Below are 17,690 nucleotides of genomic sequence, written 5' to 3' on the forward strand. Positions count from 1 at the left end.
CGAATAAGTTAAGGTGTAAAGGTTGCAACACCCATGCTGTCAACAGATGGTTCAGCTTTTTGCCGGGCAAGAATTTGCTGCGGAGCAACTTCCCGACGTAAGCCCATTTCCTTTTCTGTTCTAAGCAGGTCGCCGCGCAGTGAATTACTAAATACATCGGTAATTTTTACATCGACAAACTGGCCTATCATCTCAGGCGTGCCTTCAAAGTTAACAACGCGGTTATTTTCAGTGCGGCCGGTGAGTTCCATAATGTTTTTCTTGGATGGGCCTTCAACTAAAATACGCTGCTCGCTGCCTAACATGCCGCGCGCAATACGTAGGGCTTGCTGGTTAATACGATCTTGCAGGATATATAAGCGCTGTTTTTTTGCGTCTTCGCTAACATCGTCTGGTAAATCAGCAGCCGGGGTACCCGGGCGCGCGCTGTAAATAAAACTAAAGCTCATGTCAAAGTCGATGGCTTGAATCAGATCCATTGTGGCTTGGAAATCAACATCGTCTTCTCCCGGGAAGCCAATGATAAAATCAGACGACATGCTTAAGTTTGGCCGGATACGCTTTAGCTTGCGAATTTGAGCCTTGTATTCCAACGCCGTGTGTCCACGTTTCATCAGGTTAAGAATTCGGTCAGAGCCTGATTGTACCGGTAAATGCAAGTGATCAACCAACTCCGGCACATCACGGTACACTTCGATGATATCGTCGGTAAATTCAACAGGATGTGACGTGGTATAACGAATGCGGTCTATGCCATCAATAGAGGCAACCAAACGCAATAGCTCTGAAAAATGGCACAAGGTACCGTCAAATTTGTCACCACGATAGGCGTTAACGTTTTGGCCTAATAAGTTAACTTCGCGTACGCCTTGTTCTGCCAGCTGAGCAATTTCAAATAATACATCATCCAGCGGTCGGCTAACTTCTTCACCACGCGTATAGGGCACCACACAGAAGGTGCAGTATTTGGAACAGCCTTCCATAATAGACACAAAAGCGCTTGGACCATCTGCTTTAGGCTCTGGCAAGCGGTCGAACTTTTCGATTTCTGGAAAAGAAACATCAACAACGGGTGACTTTGAGCCTTTTACGGCATTAATCATTTCAGGCAAACGATGCAGCGTTTGTGGGCCAAATACGATATCGACATAAGGTGCTCGCTCACGTATCGCTTTACCTTCTTGCGATGCGACACAGCCGCCCACGCCAATAACCAGCTCAGGGTTCTTCTCTTTCAGCGGACGCCAGCGGCCTAATTGATGGAATACCTTCTCCTGTGCTTTCTCACGAATAGAACAGGTATTTAGCAAAATAACATCTGCTTCTTCTGCGTCTTCAGTCAGTGTATAGCCATGAGTAGCATCCAAAAGGTCTGCCATTTTAGATGAATCGTATTCGTTCATCTGGCAGCCCCAGGTTTTAATGTGCAGCTTTTTGCCCATTGCGCGTTGTTACCTGTATTGTCACTTGGAAAAAAGGAGCGTATTTTATCCTGTTAAGGCTTGTGTTGCCAGCATTGGCTGAAAATGGCTTTTCAGCACTGCAACGACCCTGTTCGTCGAATTATTACAGCAGTCTCTGGCGGGTTGTAATATAGCCAGCATAAAAAATAACCAGTACGCCGCCAAACCAGGCTAACGTGACAGGTTCCAGCCAAAACAGGTAGCCAAACAGGCCGGCAAAAATAACACTGCTGTATGTCCACATACCTATATCACTGGCGGGTGCCAGAGCATAAGCGCGTGTCATCGCCAGTTGACCTATTGCCGCTAAAATACCCATACCAACAAAAGCTAACCAGACTGAGCCATTCAACGGCTGCCAATAAAAAGGCACTGGAATAGCTGATAAGACAGCGGTTAACAGCGAAAAATAAAATACAATTCGTACTGCAGGTTCAGTATCTGACATATAGCGAATCGTGGTTTTGGTAATGGCAACCAACGCAGCCGATAAAAGCCCCACTAATAAGATGGCATCGGTATTGCCAAAATTAACCGGTAACGCCAGCATAACACCAACAAAACCTAGTAAAATGCCAAATAAGGTTAATCGACTAGGGCGCTCTTTTAACCAAAATCGTGCAATAATCGGTACAATAAACGGTGATAGCAGTAATACCAGCATACCTTGCGCAAGCGGTAATCGCGCCAGCACATAGAAAAAGCAATACATAGAGATAATACCGGTTAAAGCACGGCTTAAATGCAGGTACCAGCGTTTGGTTTTAAGTAAACTAAAACCGTGTTGATATAAGAAAGGCAGCATTAACAACAAGGCAAAAAAGTTGCGGAAAAACACCACCTGAACTTCAGATGCTGTGCTGCTGGTAAACTTTACAATGGCACCGATACCCGCAAAGCAAGCTTCAGCAAGCAATAAAAGTAGAGCACCTTGCACTAACGGCGATAGCATAGATATCCAGCAGGCGTTGTTTGGCGCCAAGTATAACGTATAACAGAGCCCAAACAGATAACAGACCGGTGACGTTTGTGAATTACCTCGTAAGGTCAGCCATTTGCCGCAGCCATATTAAAGATTGTCATGTTCGTGCTGTAAAAATGTCAATAGTGCTTCTGCCGGCATAGGTTTAGCAAATAAGAAACCTTGGATCAGATAGCAACCTCGCCGGTTAAAAAATGCCAGCTGTTGTTCAGTTTCAACCCCTTCTGCTACGCAATACATGCCCAGACTGCCGGCCATGCTAAGCATTGCTTCGATAATGGTTTCATCGCTGTTATCTATACCGATGTCTTTAACAAAACTGCGGTCAATTTTGATCCCATCGATTGGCAGTTCTTTTAAATATTTTAATGAGGAATAACCTGTTCCAAAGTCATCCAGTGCCAGTTGTACGCCTAACTTACTTAATGCCAGCATGGTGTCTATTGCACTTTGATGATCTCTCATTAGGGCGCTTTCAGTGACTTCAAAACGTAAGCAACTAGCTGGTAATTCATATTTTTTCAGTAAGGCGCGAGTCTGTTCCGCTAATGCAGGTTGTTCAAGATGTTGAGTTGACAAATTGACCGACAGATAAATTTGGTGGCCATCGTTATGCCACTGTTTTAATGCGCTGAGTGCCCGCTCTAATATTTGCTGCGTCATGTTGATAATTAAGCGTAGTTCTTCTGCCAGCGGGATAAATTCTGCCGGTGAAACCATACCTTCGGCGCTTTGCCAGCGCAGTAATACTTCGGCGCCGACAACTTGTCGGGTCTGACTGTTGATTATGGGTTGGTAATAGTTAATGAACTCATCATTGTGCAAGGCGTTGCGCAAGCGGGTTTCTTTTGCCAGCCGCATATGGGCTTTCTCGTTCATTTCTTCGGTAAAGAACTGGAAGTTATTACGACCCGCTTCTTTCGCGTGGTACATCGCAACGTCAGCATGTTTGAGTAACTCAGTTGCATTTATTGCATCATCCGGATAGACAGCAATACCAATACTGGGTGAAACGCCTACGGTATGAGTAGCTAATTGCATTGGCTCACCCACTACGGTGAGCATTTTTCGGGCGACGTTGCTAATGTTGTCTTCATTTTTATAGCCTTCCAGTAGCACAACAAATTCGTCCCCGCCTAAGCGTGCTATGGTATCGCTGTCCCGTAAAGCCTCAGTAAGTCGCCGGGCAACTTCTTTTAGCAATAAGTCGCCGACATCATGACCAAGAGAGTCATTAATTTGTTTAAACCGGTCCAGATCGATAAAACACAATGCCAGGCTGCGTTTGTCTCGCTTGGCTTGATCAATGCCATGGTAAATGCGATCCATGAGCAGTGCCCTGTTCGGCAAACCGGTAAGAGCATCGTAGTTGGCCAGATAGCGAAGTTCGTCTTCTGCCATTTTTTGTGCGGTGATGTCGGTAAACACCAGCACAAAAAAAGTTTGTTGCTGTTGCTCACCAATAGCGCTGATATTGATCAGGGTTGGCCGCTCACGGCCATCAGGTGTTATAACTTGTTCTTCACCTTGCCAATGTTCACCACTTTGCAGTTCACGCAGTAGCTTGGTGTAAAACCGGCGTCGTTTAAGGCTAATACCCAAATGATGCACTCTGGGTTGGTCCAAATACTGCTCTATATTGCCAAAAGCCGTAGTAAAAGATTGATTGGCTGCAATAACACGTTGATGGCTATCTAAAATAACCACCCAGTCGCGCGTTTGTTGGAAGGCTTCACCAAATAAGCGCGCCTTTTCCTGATTCGCCCGGGTTTCAGTAATATTACTGTAAGTACCAATAACTTTAGTGACATTATCAACGTGCACCATGTCCGTAGCTTTTCCGATATCGCGAAACCAAAGCCAATTGCCGTCTTTATGCTGTAAACGATAAGTACAGTCAAAGCCAGATGTTGGTTGTTGCAAAAACCGCTGCCATTGGTTATTGAAGTTTTGCACGTCATCCGGATGAATAAGGCTAATGTGTTGCTGCAGACTAAGTGGATTTAATTGCTCTGAATAACCCAGCATATTGTAAATACGTTTGGCAAATAGTTGATCAGTGCTGGCATTCCACTCCCAGGCACCACTGTTGACCGACGCCAATGCTTGCATCATACGTAGCGCACTTTGTTGTACTTTTTCGTGGGCCGCTGTTATTTCGTCATGTTGACGACGGCGGTACTGATAGAAGCGAAAGGCCGCAAACATTGCCAATAGAAAATAGGCTGCCAGTGCCCAGTTTGACAACCAGGGACTGGGTAATACGTGCAAAAATAAACGGGCAGGCGTACTTTCCAAGCCATTTGTGGGAGATATTGACACCACATTGAAGACATAGTCACCACTTTCCAATTGAGGAAAAGCCACTTTGCTGCTGGTCTGAATGGGATATTGCAATTCTCGCTGGCCTTCAAGCCAAAAGCGATATTGCATTTTGTGCGCGTCACGAAAATTCATACTGCTGAAATTTATCGTTATACCCAAATCCTGATATGACAAGGTGATATGACGCTCATTTAAGTTGCCGTTAAGTGCCGAGAGTTCGCCAGCTTGAACACTGATACCCGTAATCATGGCTGTAGGGCGCTCATGTTCTGTTGTTAAGTCTGAAGGCGTAACCAGCGTAACGCCACGCATACTACCGAAGGCCAAACGACCATCAGGCAACTTTGCCGACGCAGTGCCATTGTATTCGTAAGTCGGTAAGCCATCGGCTTTGCTAAAATGTTCAATTTGGAGCGTGTCAGGGTTCAACCGGGAAATACCAATGTGTGATGAAAACCAAATGTTCCCTTCTGCATCTGTTTGTAAGGCATACGCATCGTCGGATAATAAAGCATTGCTGCTATCAAAATGATGCTGCAATGTTAGGCTTTCACGGTCAAAAGCGAAGAGACCCAGGCCATAGCAACCAATCCACAGCACGCCATTTCGATCAATGACTAACCCATCGGCTTGGCGGTTAAGTTCGGGTTTAAATTGCGGATGCTGATAAAACATACGAGCTTGTTTTCGCTCAGTGTCATACAGCCAGAGTTGATCTGCTGCTGATAGTAACAGTTGCCCGTTTGCTGAAACCTCACCAATAAAGCCACCAAACAGGCTAGCGGAAAATACCCCGTCTAGCTCCGGCAACGCTGTGAGGTCAGCCTTTTTAGGTGTATAAAGGAAAAATGCATTGTTTGCATAGATATAAAACTGCTCGTCAGCGCGGTAGATAAAACCACTTTGCTCAGCCAATATCCTCACAGCTTTATCATCGTTAGCCGCTGGCAATGTTAACGTGTTGGTAGTGTAATCAAAATAACGCAGCCCCAGAGCAGATAGTAGCCATAGCTTTCCAGGCGCGTCAGGGTAAATTTGATATATTGTTCCACCGTGAGAAATCGCTTTAGTGTCAGGGTTTACCAAATATTGCTGTACATTGTTTGTGGTTATATCAACCTGATTGAGTCCGTTGTTGGTGCCAACCCAAAGCGTTTTATTTCCTTCAACGGCAAGACTAAACACTTTCTCATTGCTTAGACCTGAAGCAACGGCATAGTTGCGGGTTATATTGCTAAACGCATTGCCACGGGGATGCCAATAAAAAGCGCCATCATCTCGAGACCCAAGCCAGTAACCACCGTAATTGTCAGCGACAAAATCAATAATATTGTTGTTATAAAGATCCATAGCACTATCCGTGAAGCGGATAACGTTTGTGAGTGAATTATCCGCTAACGACAAGCTAAACAAACCTTGTTCTGTCGCCACTAATGCTTGTTCGTTCTGCCACAGCAGTTGCCAGATGTTTTGGCGAGCAATATGCTGCAGAGGGGTATAAGTAACGTCGTGCTCTAAGTACGCTTCAATATCAGCAAGGCCAATACTGTATAAGCCCTCTACTGTACCAATCCAAAGCCGGTTATGCTTAAACTTCAGCTGTTTAACATGCTGCTGATCTTCAATTTTACTCTTTTCTAAAGTCGACATTGAGGCTGTAAGATGTGGCAACCTTGTCGCTTCTTTTGATGCGGTATCAAAGTGATATAGGCCATTAAAAGCAGCAATAAATATATGTCCATTAACCACTGCGGCAGTGCGTAGCCATCCATTTTCTATACCCTGCTCAGATAAACTAAAAATACGCTCCGGTACTGCGGTATCCAATGGTAATCGATATAGAGCATCGTCCATAACAAACAGCAGGGTGTTAGTATCATATTCCAATACGGCAGCAATATTATGCGGCACCGGTAGTTCTGAATTTGGCTCTGTGGGCATCGGCATAAACAATTCAAATAGCGCTTTATCCTGATTAAAGCGATAAATACCGGCATGGTCCGACGATGCCCAGATTTTACCACTAGAGTCTTGCAATAAACTGGAGAAAGACAGCGCCTTGAGCTGATAACCCTGTGCTGTGATGTGGGTTACTGAAGTACTGTCGTAGCGGTTAACGCCACCATCGGTTGCCAGCCATAAAAAGCCCTCTTTATCGAGCAATAAATCGCGGATAGAACCTTGCGATAAGCCTTGATCCGGAGTCAGCGGCCGCAACAGGGGTGATGCTACTGCAGAGCTTAGCGTTAACAGTAAACTAAAGGCAAAGTAGCACAAAAGGTGCGGCAAAAAATTCACTCGTACTCCCTTAGGGTAGCGTTGTTAAAGTTATAGTTGCTACATCTATCATAGGTGGAAAACATATAACGAGAAGGCTTAACTTGTCCAGTGTTGCGCTCCGTAACCTTGATGCAGATATCAGTTAGTCTGCAGCCATACTAGCTGTAGCAAGCTGGTTGTCATAATGAGCACATATAAATATAGATGAACAAAGTGCAACCGTTTGATAATACGCGCTATATCCGTTGGTTTGGGATCTGTGCCTTGCAGCATTTTACTGCGCTGCAGTTTGTGTTCATTGTAAAATACCGGGCCACCGATATTACGTTGAACTGCCACACTGGCACAGCATAGCAGCCAATACGAACCGGAGCTAAGATTCATTTTAGGCTGACGGCATTGTCTGTAGCATTGCAATATACCGTGCTGAAATGCCAGCAAGCTTACGCTTATTAGTTTTGGTATAAAACTGGTCAGGTTTGCTAATAGCGCGATCGTTACACCAAAATAGCGATGTGCCGAGCGCTTTATATTCCATTGTTGGTGCATCTCTATGAGCAGACGATAACCGATAGCCGCAAGGCCACCACCGATTAAAAACCAGCAGCAGACCGCAATTAATTGACGGGCTGAACGCAACGTCAGGCTTTCTATCAAGGCTTTACTTAATCCCATTTCGCTTAGGGAGGCTGTACGGCGACACAATAGCTGCTTGGCTTGTTCTCGTGCCAAAGTTAACTGGCAGGCTTGCAACTGCCGCTGAATAACTAGCGCTTGTTGCTGCTGAGTGTGCCAGTCCAGGCTGCAATACAGCAGCAAGGCATCCAGCACTAAAGGCAGCTCGGAAAACCAATACAGGCTATACAATAATGCCATAATGGGCAGCCAGATAACCAATATGGCAAGTGCACCGGAAATCATCAATTGCTGCCGTGATCTGGAAGGGTCCGGGTTGACCTTTTTACCTAATTGCTGTGCCAACAAGCGAAACAGCGTTAGGGGATGATATTGCGGCGGCATAGGCAGCAACCTTGCAACCACAACAACCAGCACCACTAACGCTGGGTAAGCTGACAGGCCTTCGGGCCAGCTTAGGTTATAGAACAACGGCGTTTAACCGACGCAGTAATTCAAGCACCATGGCTGAGCTGTGCTTAGAGGCGACTTCAAGGTATGCCTCAAAAGATTGCGGCGATTCTTTACCGGCAATATCGCTTAGGCTGCGGATCACGACAAACGGCATTTGCAGCATATGGCAAACTTGGGCAATGGCTGCACCTTCCATTTCAACGGCAAGCATGGTGGGAAACTGCTGCCGTATTATGGCTATCCGGCTTGGATCGCAAATAAAGCTGTCCCCGGTTGCAATTAATCCTTTCTTGGTTTTACAAAAGCCTAATGCGGCGATGCTTTGTTCTGCTGCGATAACTAAGCTTGGGTGCGCTATATATGCTGCCGGCATTTGCGGTACCTGGCCTATCTCATAACCAAAGGCGGTAACATCGACATCATGGTGGCGAACTTCTGTACCTATGACGACATCACCCACATTGAGCTCTGGGTCGAAGCCGCCAGCTGAACCGGTATTGATCACCGCTTCAGGTTTAAAATGTTGAATAAGTAACGCGGTGGCCAGTGCTGATGCGACTTTGCCAATACCAGATTGCACCAGCACCACGTTGACACCTGATAAGGTGCCACAGTAAAAGGTATAACTACCTAGTTCAGTGGTGGTGACATCGCTGATTTGCTGGCGTAACAACGCCACTTCTGGCTCCATTGCGCCGATAATACCAATAAGTTGCATGCTGCAGTCTCTATTATCCCAAAGCAGCTAGTATAAAACGCCATGACAGTAAAATCCCGTTTTTCATGGCGTTGTCTGTTACTTATTGTGTCAGCGTGATTTTTTGTGCTGCGCCTGCAGCGGTAAGTTTACCCTGTTGATAATCGTTTATAGCCTGTTCAATTTCAGCCATGGTGTTCATAACGAACGGACCATATTGCGCGATAGGTTCACCTATCGGCATTGCCGCCAATAATAGCAGCTGACAATCTTGCTCTGCCTGAATAGTTAATTCATCACCAAGGGTTAACACGCCAGCATGATGTTGCGGTATTTTGCGCGATCCAGAGTCATCTTTAACGTTAATGTTGCCAACATAAGGATATAAAAACGCATTGTAGGCACTTGGTAATTGCAGCGTAATAGTTTGGCCGCTGCGTAGGTGCAAGTCATAGTATTGTGGGTCAGTTGTTAAGCCTGTAATAGGGCCGCTTTGCTGTAAATCAGCAAGATGCAAAGTGCCTGCAATCACTTTTGCTTTGCCTTGGCCGATAGCAATTTGCGGTATTTGTTCTGGCAATATATCCATATAGGCTGCGGGCTTCATTTTTTCTTTTGCCGGCAGGTTTAGCCACAACTGAAAACCTTGCATTACACCGGCTTCCTGTTGCGGCATTTCCGAGTGAATAATGCCATGACCTGCTGTCATCCATTGTACTCCGCCACTTTTTAAGTGGCCTTGATTGCCCAAATGGTCCTGATGCAGCATATGGCCGTCTAGCATATAGGTTACCGTTTCAAAGCCTCGGTGAGGGTGAGGGGGAAAGCCTTTTATATAATCGCCGGGTTGATCAGAGCCAAAGAAATCAAGCATCAGGAATGGATCCAGCCGGGTTTGTGGATTTTGCCCCAGGCTACGTTTAATTTTTACCCCTGCGCCATCTGATGCGGCAGCCGATGGGATCAATCGTTGTAAGGTACGTGCGCTCATATTGGCCTCCATAATATTTGTCTTATTAAACATCAGTAAAATTGAAATGAAAATGGCATAATTTGCCTTAAAACTTTCTATTAAAACGAATGTTAGGGGCAATGCACAGTTCAGCCGGTGTTAATTCGCAGACGCTAAACTGGCGACACTTAAATAAAGTGCCACCACACTAGGTTGTATGTTGGATAACACGGAGTAACAACATGAAAAAGTCATTGTTTTTAGCGGGAATTATAACTGCAGTGTTTGCTGCAGGCGCACAGGCCAATATTAAATGGGATTATGTCGGCGCAGGGTACACTGACGCTGCGGGCGATGGTCCTTATATAGAGGGCTCTTATCGTCTTGACGGCCGCTGGGTAGTAGATGGTACATACAGCCGTTTGTCTAGTGGTCCGTTTGACGTAAATGTGGTGCAAGCCGGCGTTAACTATTTAACGGGGTTTAAGTTAGATTTTTCACCGACAACTCAGACCTATATTCTAGTGGGTATTGATAATGTGTCAGGCGACGCTGATGAAACCGGCGGTTATGGCGGTGTTGGTGTTCGTCACCCATTAACACCTCAGGTTGAGTTGTACTCAGAAGCGACTTATCACTCCATAGGTGATGATCATGGCAGTTTTACCGGTGGTATTGCCTTTTTCCTCAGTCCTGACTGGGCGATAAGAAGCAACATTGCTTTAAATAGCGGTGATACCAAAAACGAATTCCGTTTTGGTGTGTCATATCAGTTTTAATTAAGTTAACGCTAAAACACGAACAGCGCCTACAGGCGCTGTTCGTGTTTTAGCAGCCAGGCTTTTTTCTCCAGCCCTCCGGCATACCCGGTTAAGGTGCCATTGGCGCCAATAACCCGATGACACGGCACTACAATAGCAATAGGGTTGCGGCCATTTGCACTACCAACAGCACGTACAGCGTTGTTATTGCCAATACGTCTGGCGATATCGGCATAACTGCAGGTCATACCAAAGGGCACTTCACATAGTGCTTGCCAAACGTGTTGCTGAAACAGTGTTCCGCTTGCAGCCAGAGGTAACGTAAATTGCTGCAGCGTTCCGGCAAAGTAAGCTTGCAATTGTATTGCCGCTAACTCGGTAAAGCGTGACGGGGTACCATGTTCAGTTGCACTGCTGAACATGATTTCAGTTATGCCATCGGCATTGGCAGTTATTTTGATGTGTCCCAGCGGGCTGCTAATAAACTGGCAATACATATTTTATGCTCCCAAACTAAACCATAATTGAAACGTGGCATAACTGCGCCAGGGCGCTAATGCACTGATATCATTGCTGACACCCGCTTTGGCCAGCGCTTTTTTCACACCTAAATCACCGCCTAGCCAGATATCGCTATCCGACAAACCACGTAGCCTGGCATAGCTTACTGTCCAAGGACCAATACCCTTAATCGGCAGCCACTGTTCAGGTGCGGCATCTGGGTTTTCCATTACAAATTGCGCCAGTGCTCTCAACGTTTCACGCCGCGCTTGAGGGACTTTAATCATTTGCAAATCACTTTGTACTACAGATTGCGGTGTTGGAAACAACCGCCGGTCAGCCGGCTGTGGTTGGCCTAATGCCTGTATTAGCCGGTTGAGCTGTGTTCTGGCACCGGCCACGCTAACTTGTTGTCCTAACACAGCACGGACACCTGCTTCCCAGCTGTCCCAAACACCAGGAATACGTAGTCCCGGTATAATGCCATTGCTAAACAAAGTATGACGACTTAGTTGCTGCTCAATTTGCAGCATGTTGGCATCTAAATCGAGCAAACGACGTATTTGATTAATTAACTTGAACAAGCCTTGTTTGCCGTTCCAATGTACTTCCAGGCGCAAACTATTGTGCTGTCCCGGTGATATTTCAAACCAGCCGGGCTGCTGTAAAAATGTAAATGTCCGGCCATAACATTGCCCGTTAACACTATCAATGCCATCAAGTGTGCGGTCTCGCCAGAAATCCAGCATCTGTTGCCACGCGAGTGGCGGGCGGTAACTAAGCGATAATTGCAACGTATTGGGCGTTGTTTTGTTGGCGCGGCGAATTGTCAGTGGGCTCAGTTTGAGCTGTTGTTTGAAAGCATCGTTAAAACGGCGAACGCTATTAAAACCTGCCTGAAATGCAATGCTGCTAATTGGCATCACAGTCTCGTGTAATAATTTTTTTGCAAATAATACCTGCTGTGCCAAAGCATACTGTTTTGGTGATAGGCCAAGCTGTTGCTGAAATAGCTTGCGTAAATACCGTTCACTGATACCAAGTCGACTGGCAAGTTCACTTTGGTTTTGTTGTTGCAGACAGCCGTCGTCAATAAGTCGTAGCGCCCGTTGTAAGGTAGTATTAGTACCTTGCCAGGCCGCTGAACCCGGCGCGCTGTCTGGCCTACAACGTAAACAAGGGCGATATCCTGCGGCGCTGGCCGCAGCCGCTGAAGGGTAATATGTTACCTGCTGCTCAGCCGGAGCGCGTGCTGGGCAAATCGGGCGACAATAAATACCAGTGCTTTTTACAGCAGTGTAAAACAGGCCATCAAAACGGGCATCGCGTGCCAGCCGTGCTTGATGGCAGGTATCGGCGTTGATCACGTTATGCTCCATAAGTTAGGTGTTGCCTGATTATATCAGGCACGTTGGAATGAATTAGCCAGATCCGGCACTGAATAAAAAATATGTTGTGCGCCGACATTTGGCTTATTGCCTTATGATACCGCCCAGGCTTAGTATCTGCGTATTACGCGAGTCCTTAAAAAGGAATGGGGCAGGGGGAACTATGTTAGAACATTTTTTTATTCAATTAAGTACTGAACCGGAAACCATTAGTTTTGAGCAAAGTATTTCATTGATTGATGCGTTATATGATTTTACGCCGACAGCGTTTAAAAATGGTGAGCTATACAGCAGTGCGGGTGAAAATAATGGCTCCTGCAAAATACTGGCATTTGGTTTGTTGCATCAGTTGTCTGCGCCACAAACCTTGTTTTTGTTTGGCGATTATTATCGTGCAGTATTAGATAGCCCTAAGGGTACTGATCATCAAAATATTCGTAATTTCATCAGAAGCGGCTGGGATGGTGTTGAGTTTGAGCAAATCGCACTGAGCGCTAAATCTATTTAAAACAACCTGTCCAGTGCGTCGTCAGCGCATGCTGGATGCTGCTTATCTTGCGCCGCTTTGCTCAGTCACGCCCCTGTGGTATTTTGATGCCAGCTAATTTCAGATAATAATCATCATTATTCAGGTCTCCCTATGCAAGAATCCAGTGTACTAATCACCAATGATGCCGTGGTGCTTGGTTTAATGGCCGTGATCCTTGGTGCGGTGTTTTACACCAGCCATAGCGATAACCCATTTTTCAAAAAATTCTATACCTATGTGCCAGCGTTGCTGCTTTGCTATTTCATTCCGTCGTTGTTTAATACCTTTGGCATTATTGATGGAGAAGGATCGTCGTTGTACAAAATGGCATCGCGTTATCTATTACCCGCAAGCCTGGTGCTTTTGACATTAAGTGTTGATTTCAAAGCGATAATTGGGCTTGGGCCTAAAGCGTTAATTATGTTTTTAACCGGTACTGCCGGCATAGTGATTGGTGGACCAATAGCACTGGTTAGCATGGGCTATTTTTTCCCCGAGCAGCTTGGTGGTGATGTTTGGCGTGGTATGACTACCATTGCCGGCAGTTGGATTGGCGGTGGTGCTAACCAGGCGGCAATGAAGGAAGTGTTTAATGTCGATGGTAGTATTTTCTCGGTTATGATTACCGTTGATGTACTGGTGGCGAATGTCTGGATGGCCGTGTTGTTATTTATTGCCAGTCGGGCTGAGTTTTTTGATCGTAAAAACGGCGCCGATACCAGCGGCATTGTAAATTTGCGCAAAAAAATAGAGCAATATGAAGCGCAAAACTCGCGTATACCTCAGTTAAAAGACATTATGCTGATTATCGCTGTTGCCTTTGGTGTTACCGGCTTATCTCATGCCCTGGCCGACATTATTGCACCCTGGATTGAGCAGGTTGCGCCGCATCTTGCGATGTATAGCCTCACCAGTACCTTTTTCTGGCTGGTGGTTATTGCCACAACGGTAGGCTTATTTTTATCTACCACCAAGTTGCGTAGTTTAGAAGCCGTTGGTGCGTCCAAAGTGGGCTCCGCTTTTTTGTATATCCTTGTGGCAACCATTGGTATGCATATGGATGTTACCGCTATTCTGGATTACCCATTGATGTTCTTGGTTGGTCTTATCTGGATGGCCGTCCATGCCGGGCTTCTATTGCTGGTCGCCAAACTGATTAAAGCACCGATGTTTTATATGGCGGTGGGTAGCCAGGCTAACGTAGGTGGAGCAGCTTCTGCCCCGGTGGTGGCTGCGGCATTCCATCCGTCACTGGCTCCGGTTGGTGTATTACTCGCCGTGTTGGGTTATGGCCTCGGTACCTATGGTGCTTATATTTGTGGCTTAATTCTGCAGCAGGTTGCGCCTTAACCATTTTAAGCAAGGGAGTGTGATATATGAAACAAGCTTTTAAAACTGAATCGCGGCACTATGTGTTAATTGGCGCTTTATTGCTGGCGCTTTACGCCAGTTATCTGTTGGTGGCACCTTATGTTGGCGCCATAGTACTGGCATTTGTGTTGTCGTTGTTATGTTTTCCGGTGCATCAGTATATTGAGCGAAAAATTCCTGACAGGCCTAACCTGGTAGCTAGCATCTCGTGCTTATTGTTGGTCGTGGTCATTGTTGTGCCGGTGTCATTGGTGTTCACTGCTATAGTGCAGCAGGGCGTTGCGTTTACCAAGCAAAGCTACACCTGGCTTAACAGCGGTGGTGCCGAGCAGTTAATACAGCACCCATTGTTACAAGGTGCGCAGGATAAAATTAATCAGTTACTTCCTTCCGCCAACATTAGCGGCCAAGGCTTGGTGCAGCAACTTACCGAGTTTGCTTCCGGTTTTGGTAAAGAATTGCTGAATTTAAGCACTAAGTTGCTAGGCGATGTCACGGGCTTATTATTCAGTTTTATTTTGATGCTGTTTATTCTGTTTTTTTTACTACGTGATCACGACAAAGTGGTAAACACTCTGCATTGGGTGTTGCCGCTGTCACGCTCGCAGGAAGAGGCTTTGTTAGACGAGGCCAAAAAAGTGGCGCGCTCTGCAGTTATGGGCTCATTTTTAACGGCAATAGCTCAGGGCTTTGCCGGTGGTATTGCCATGGCCATTGTTGGTTTACCCGCGTTGTTCTGGGGTACGATGATGGCATTTGCTTCTTTTATACCTGTGGTGGGTACGGCGCTTATCTGGATACCTGCTAGCTTGTATTTGTTGCTTACAGGCGACTGGCCATGGGCGCTGTTTATGGCATTGTGGGGCGCGATAGTAGTGGGCTCTATTGATAATTTCCTACGGCCGTTGCTTATGCAGGACAGTGCAGGTATGAATACGCTGCTGATTTTTTTATCGCTAATTGGTGGTATTCAACTATTTGGTTTAATCGGTGTGATCTACGGGCCGATTATTTTTGCCCTGACATTGGTGCTGTTAAAGCTATACACCATAGAATTTAAAGATTTTTTGGAAAATCAGGATAAAAGCTAGCGTTTAGTTGCCCCAAAAGAACCGTCTTACCCACACCAACACGCCGTGAATACGTCCCTGTAGGCTCGATTACAAACTTCATCTGTGAAGTTTGCCCGTTGGGCCAGCGGGGCTGTTCAAATTCGCTCCGTGCGAATTTGTCCGGCATCCATGCCGTCAACGGTTGGTTTAAGGTACGTCGATTTTTATAGTGTTAATTGCCAACTACTACACCACCAAATCTATCTGTTGTACCAAAACGGGCCTGGCATCGTCTGTAAACGCCAGGCCACTGCGCTGTATTTCGCCCTGTTTTTGCTGTTGTTTGTCCAGCAGTGGCATCGACGTGGCGGCAGAGCTGACCGAGAATGCACCTAATTTTGCTTCAGTCATTGTTAACAAGTCTTGCTTTGGCCGCCATAAATACAGGTATTGCCAGATATCGTCGCCCGGGTCGATAAAGCCATTACCGTTGTCATCAAATTTTGCCAACTCGGCAAAGCCCTGGCCGCTTTGCGGACCAAATAACTCAGTACCATTATTTACCCGTTGGTCGTTGTTGCGATCATATGCCAGATAAAACTGCTGCGCCGCCAGTTGCGGCAACTGCACACTGCTGCCATTACTGAATAAATCAAACTCAGTTCGGCTATCAGTGAGTTTAGCCGGACTATTGTCCAGACTAACGATTAAGGGGTCTTGTAGTGTCTGCTCGGTGTAGCTGTAGCGGGCCCAGCTTACCTGCATACTAAATTCAAAGGCAAAACTGACGTTGCTACCATCTTGCATTTGCAGCTGGCCACTAAAATTGGCCTGTACAGACTGGTAACCAAGTTCCCATTCGGTTGTGGCCAGGCGTTGGCCGCTATTGTCTATTTGCTGCTGATTACCACTGACAAACAGGCTTTCGCTACTAAAACTGGCAGCAAATACAGCGGTGTCTACCTCCCTGTTCAACCGACTGTTGCTGTGTGCCGCAGGGGCTGCAAGATCAGGCTTTTGCCAGTCCTTGTGATGTTGTCCCAGCGTTGTCAGAATATGCTTTACCATGCCAAAAGTTTGGTAAGCATTAAACAAGGTACCGTCATCGGCACTGAAATCATCTTCTGTTAACACGTCGCTCTTTGCTGCCTCTGGTACGACAGGAGTTGGGCGGTTTTCATTGCTTAGTAACTGCTGTTTGCGACCATAAGCAAGAGTTTTTTGTTCGGCAACCGCAAACTGTTGCGAAGCAGATGAAATCTCCATCTTCAGCCTCACAAGGTTTTTATGTTAAACGGTTATCGGTTAGTGGTGGTTAAAACTTGAGCAATATTTTCAGCCTGAACAGTAACGCTATGATCAGGCTGGAATTAAAGTTTTATTTCTGGCTCGCCGTTAGGTTGAACTGGTAGGCATGACGCTGTAATGGGCTGGTTAAACCTGTCTGGTAGGTGTCCACCTGCACTATGCCGTCGTGGTAAACGCTAAAGACCCGGAACATGGCCGTGTGCTGGCTGTCATCCGGCACTTTAGTGCGTTCCAGCGCAGGGATGTGTAGGTAATGTATTTTACCCAGCTGTTTGGAGTGTTGCACCCTGTCCATATCCATATGCAAATCTCCTGAGATCACTGCAGCTAAATTAGGTTGGGCAATAACGCGGGTAAAGTCGGAATGGGTAATGCCTTTTGCGGCCATTTCTGGATAAACCCCCGTTTGGGCACCATGCACTACTAACAGCACGGGTTTGGGCGCTAACCGTGTAAGCTGATTAAGTATCCAGTTAATGCCGTTGTTATTAAAATCACGGCCGTGATCCGGTGAAGCAAAAACCAATGCTACGCCATCAAACTCCAGGACATAGCTGGGCGCATCCAGAGTTATTTTGCCGTCGTTCCACTTGTTGGCAAATTGCATAAAGCGCTCTACCGTGCTGCCGTGTTCTTCATTACCCATTATCGGATAAAACGGCAACGTCAGTTGCTGCAACACCGGCGTAGCATTTTCGTATTGCACCAGGGTGCCTTTGTGGGCGATGTCACCCACACCGACAACAAAGTGTATCTGCTGTTGCTGTACTAACCGGTTTATATCTGCCACTGCTGCGGCCGTATGCGGAAACTCCGCCAGCGGCTTCGGTTCGGCGTCACCCAACACGGCAAAGCGCAGCACTTGTGCGGATTGTGGCGGGCTTAGGTTAGTAGTTGTCGTTGTACGTTCAGCTGGCGAGCAGGCTATCAGCGTCAAGCACAGCTGGATAAAAATAATGCGCGATATAGATTTCATTAAAGGTCCTGAGTAC

At 46.4% G+C, this 17,690-nt stretch carries 14 protein-coding genes; 4 read left to right on the forward strand and 10 right to left on the reverse strand.

All coding sequences use genetic code 11. The annotated features are described in order from the left end of the window. Positions 1 to 8: 8 nt before the first annotated feature. From miaB to H595_RS0102570, 6 genes are all read right to left on the reverse strand, one after another. Complete coding sequence (gene miaB, locus H595_RS0102545; protein ID WP_027669776.1) at positions 9 to 1,442, reverse strand: tRNA (N6-isopentenyl adenosine(37)-C2)-methylthiotransferase MiaB; 1,434 nt, start codon at positions 1,440 to 1,442, stop codon at positions 9 to 11. Between the two features lie 124 nt (positions 1,443 to 1,566). Continuing rightward, positions 1,567 to 2,415, reverse strand: a complete 849-nt coding sequence (locus H595_RS0102550) for a DMT family transporter (RefSeq protein WP_027669777.1) — start codon at positions 2,413 to 2,415, stop codon at positions 1,567 to 1,569. Between the two features lie 117 nt (positions 2,416 to 2,532). Continuing rightward, the gene (locus H595_RS0102555; protein ID WP_051219708.1) at positions 2,533 to 7,068 is read right to left on the reverse strand and encodes an EAL domain-containing protein; all 4,536 of its coding nucleotides are present in this window, start codon (positions 7,066 to 7,068) and stop codon (positions 2,533 to 2,535) included. A 120-nt stretch (positions 7,069 to 7,188) separates the two neighbouring features. Further along, positions 7,189 to 8,157 carry a cobalamin biosynthesis protein CobD/CbiB gene (locus tag H595_RS23375; protein ID WP_051219709.1) on the reverse strand — a complete coding sequence of 323 codons (969 nt, stop codon included), beginning with the start codon at positions 8,155 to 8,157 and terminating at the stop codon, positions 7,189 to 7,191. Continuing rightward, entirely contained in the window at positions 8,147 to 8,857 is a 711-nt protein-coding gene (gene mtnN, locus H595_RS0102565) for a 5'-methylthioadenosine/S-adenosylhomocysteine nucleosidase (RefSeq protein ID WP_027669779.1), read from the reverse strand. Before mtnN ends, H595_RS23375 begins: the two co-directional genes overlap by 11 nt. Positions 8,858 to 8,939: 82 nt before the next feature. Continuing rightward, complete coding sequence (locus tag H595_RS0102570; protein WP_027669780.1) at positions 8,940 to 9,827, reverse strand: pirin family protein; 888 nt, start codon at positions 9,825 to 9,827, stop codon at positions 8,940 to 8,942. 203 nt (positions 9,828 to 10,030) lie between these two features. Here H595_RS0102570 and H595_RS0102575 point away from each other — a divergent pair, with 203 nt between their 5' ends. Beyond that, positions 10,031 to 10,567 (forward strand): outer membrane beta-barrel protein, encoded by a 537-nt coding sequence (locus tag H595_RS0102575; protein ID WP_027669781.1) that lies wholly within the window; start codon positions 10,031 to 10,033, stop codon positions 10,565 to 10,567. A gap of 29 nt (positions 10,568 to 10,596) precedes the next feature. Here H595_RS0102575 and H595_RS0102580 read toward each other — a convergent pair whose 3' ends face one another. Together H595_RS0102580 and H595_RS0102585 are read right to left on the reverse strand one after the other, a co-directional pair. After that, positions 10,597 to 11,046 (reverse strand): methylated-DNA--[protein]-cysteine S-methyltransferase, encoded by a 450-nt coding sequence (locus H595_RS0102580; RefSeq protein WP_027669782.1) that lies wholly within the window; start codon positions 11,044 to 11,046, stop codon positions 10,597 to 10,599. A 3-nt stretch (positions 11,047 to 11,049) separates the two neighbouring features. Further along, positions 11,050 to 12,417: an AlkA N-terminal domain-containing protein gene (locus H595_RS0102585; RefSeq protein ID WP_205623157.1), complete on the reverse strand. Its 1,368-nt coding sequence runs from the start codon at positions 12,415 to 12,417 to the stop codon at positions 11,050 to 11,052. Positions 12,418 to 12,601: 184 nt separating this feature from the next. Between H595_RS0102585 and H595_RS0102590 the strand changes: the two genes are divergently transcribed. The 3 genes from H595_RS0102590 to H595_RS0102600 all read left to right on the forward strand — a co-directional run bounded on the left by H595_RS0102590 (position 12,602) and on the right by H595_RS0102600 (position 15,429). Next, complete coding sequence (locus H595_RS0102590) at positions 12,602 to 12,946, forward strand: HopJ type III effector protein (RefSeq protein ID WP_027669784.1); 345 nt, start codon at positions 12,602 to 12,604, stop codon at positions 12,944 to 12,946. A 132-nt stretch (positions 12,947 to 13,078) separates the two neighbouring features. Continuing rightward, positions 13,079 to 14,317 carry a DUF819 family protein gene (locus H595_RS0102595; RefSeq protein WP_027669785.1) on the forward strand — a complete coding sequence of 413 codons (1,239 nt, stop codon included), beginning with the start codon at positions 13,079 to 13,081 and terminating at the stop codon, positions 14,315 to 14,317. Between the two features lie 26 nt (positions 14,318 to 14,343). Further along, positions 14,344 to 15,429, forward strand: coding sequence for an AI-2E family transporter (locus H595_RS0102600; protein WP_027669786.1), 1,086 nt, complete (start codon positions 14,344 to 14,346; stop codon positions 15,427 to 15,429). Positions 15,430 to 15,636: 207 nt separating this feature from the next. Here H595_RS0102600 and H595_RS0102605 read toward each other — a convergent pair whose 3' ends face one another. Together H595_RS0102605 and H595_RS0102610 are read right to left on the reverse strand one after the other, a co-directional pair. Continuing rightward, on the reverse strand, positions 15,637 to 16,656 hold the full coding sequence (locus tag H595_RS0102605) for a hypothetical protein (RefSeq protein ID WP_156885907.1): 1,020 nt from the start codon (positions 16,654 to 16,656) through the stop codon (positions 15,637 to 15,639). A gap of 112 nt (positions 16,657 to 16,768) precedes the next feature. Then, on the reverse strand, positions 16,769 to 17,674 hold the full coding sequence (locus H595_RS0102610) for a metallophosphoesterase family protein (protein WP_027669788.1): 906 nt from the start codon (positions 17,672 to 17,674) through the stop codon (positions 16,769 to 16,771). Positions 17,675 to 17,690 lie beyond the last annotated feature (16 nt).

Origin of the sequence: Rheinheimera baltica DSM 14885 (genome assembly GCF_000425345.1) — a bacterium.
Lineage (GTDB): Bacteria > Pseudomonadota > Gammaproteobacteria > Enterobacterales > Alteromonadaceae > Alishewanella > Alishewanella baltica.

Excerpts from the sequence above, each read along its gene's own strand:
- miaB (WP_027669776.1), bottom strand. The coding sequence starts at position 1,442 with ATGGGCAAAAAGCTGCACATTAAAACCTGGGGCTGCCAGATGAACGAA.
- H595_RS0102550 (WP_027669777.1), bottom strand. The coding sequence starts at position 2,415 with ATGCTATCGCCGTTAGTGCAAGGTGCTCTACTTTTATTGCTTGCTGAA.
- mtnN (WP_027669779.1), bottom strand. The coding sequence starts at position 8,857 with ATGCAACTTATTGGTATTATCGGCGCAATGGAGCCAGAAGTGGCGTTG.
- H595_RS0102570 (WP_027669780.1), bottom strand. The coding sequence starts at position 9,827 with ATGAGCGCACGTACCTTACAACGATTGATCCCATCGGCTGCCGCATCA.
- H595_RS0102575 (WP_027669781.1), top strand. The coding sequence starts at position 10,031 with ATGAAAAAGTCATTGTTTTTAGCGGGAATTATAACTGCAGTGTTTGCT.
- H595_RS0102580 (WP_027669782.1), bottom strand. The coding sequence starts at position 11,046 with ATGTATTGCCAGTTTATTAGCAGCCCGCTGGGACACATCAAAATAACT.
- H595_RS0102590 (WP_027669784.1), top strand. The coding sequence starts at position 12,602 with ATGTTAGAACATTTTTTTATTCAATTAAGTACTGAACCGGAAACCATT.
- H595_RS0102595 (WP_027669785.1), top strand. The coding sequence starts at position 13,079 with ATGCAAGAATCCAGTGTACTAATCACCAATGATGCCGTGGTGCTTGGT.
- H595_RS0102600 (WP_027669786.1), top strand. The coding sequence starts at position 14,344 with ATGAAACAAGCTTTTAAAACTGAATCGCGGCACTATGTGTTAATTGGC.
- H595_RS0102605 (WP_156885907.1), bottom strand. The coding sequence starts at position 16,656 with ATGGAGATTTCATCTGCTTCGCAACAGTTTGCGGTTGCCGAACAAAAA.
- H595_RS0102610 (WP_027669788.1), bottom strand. The coding sequence starts at position 17,674 with ATGAAATCTATATCGCGCATTATTTTTATCCAGCTGTGCTTGACGCTG.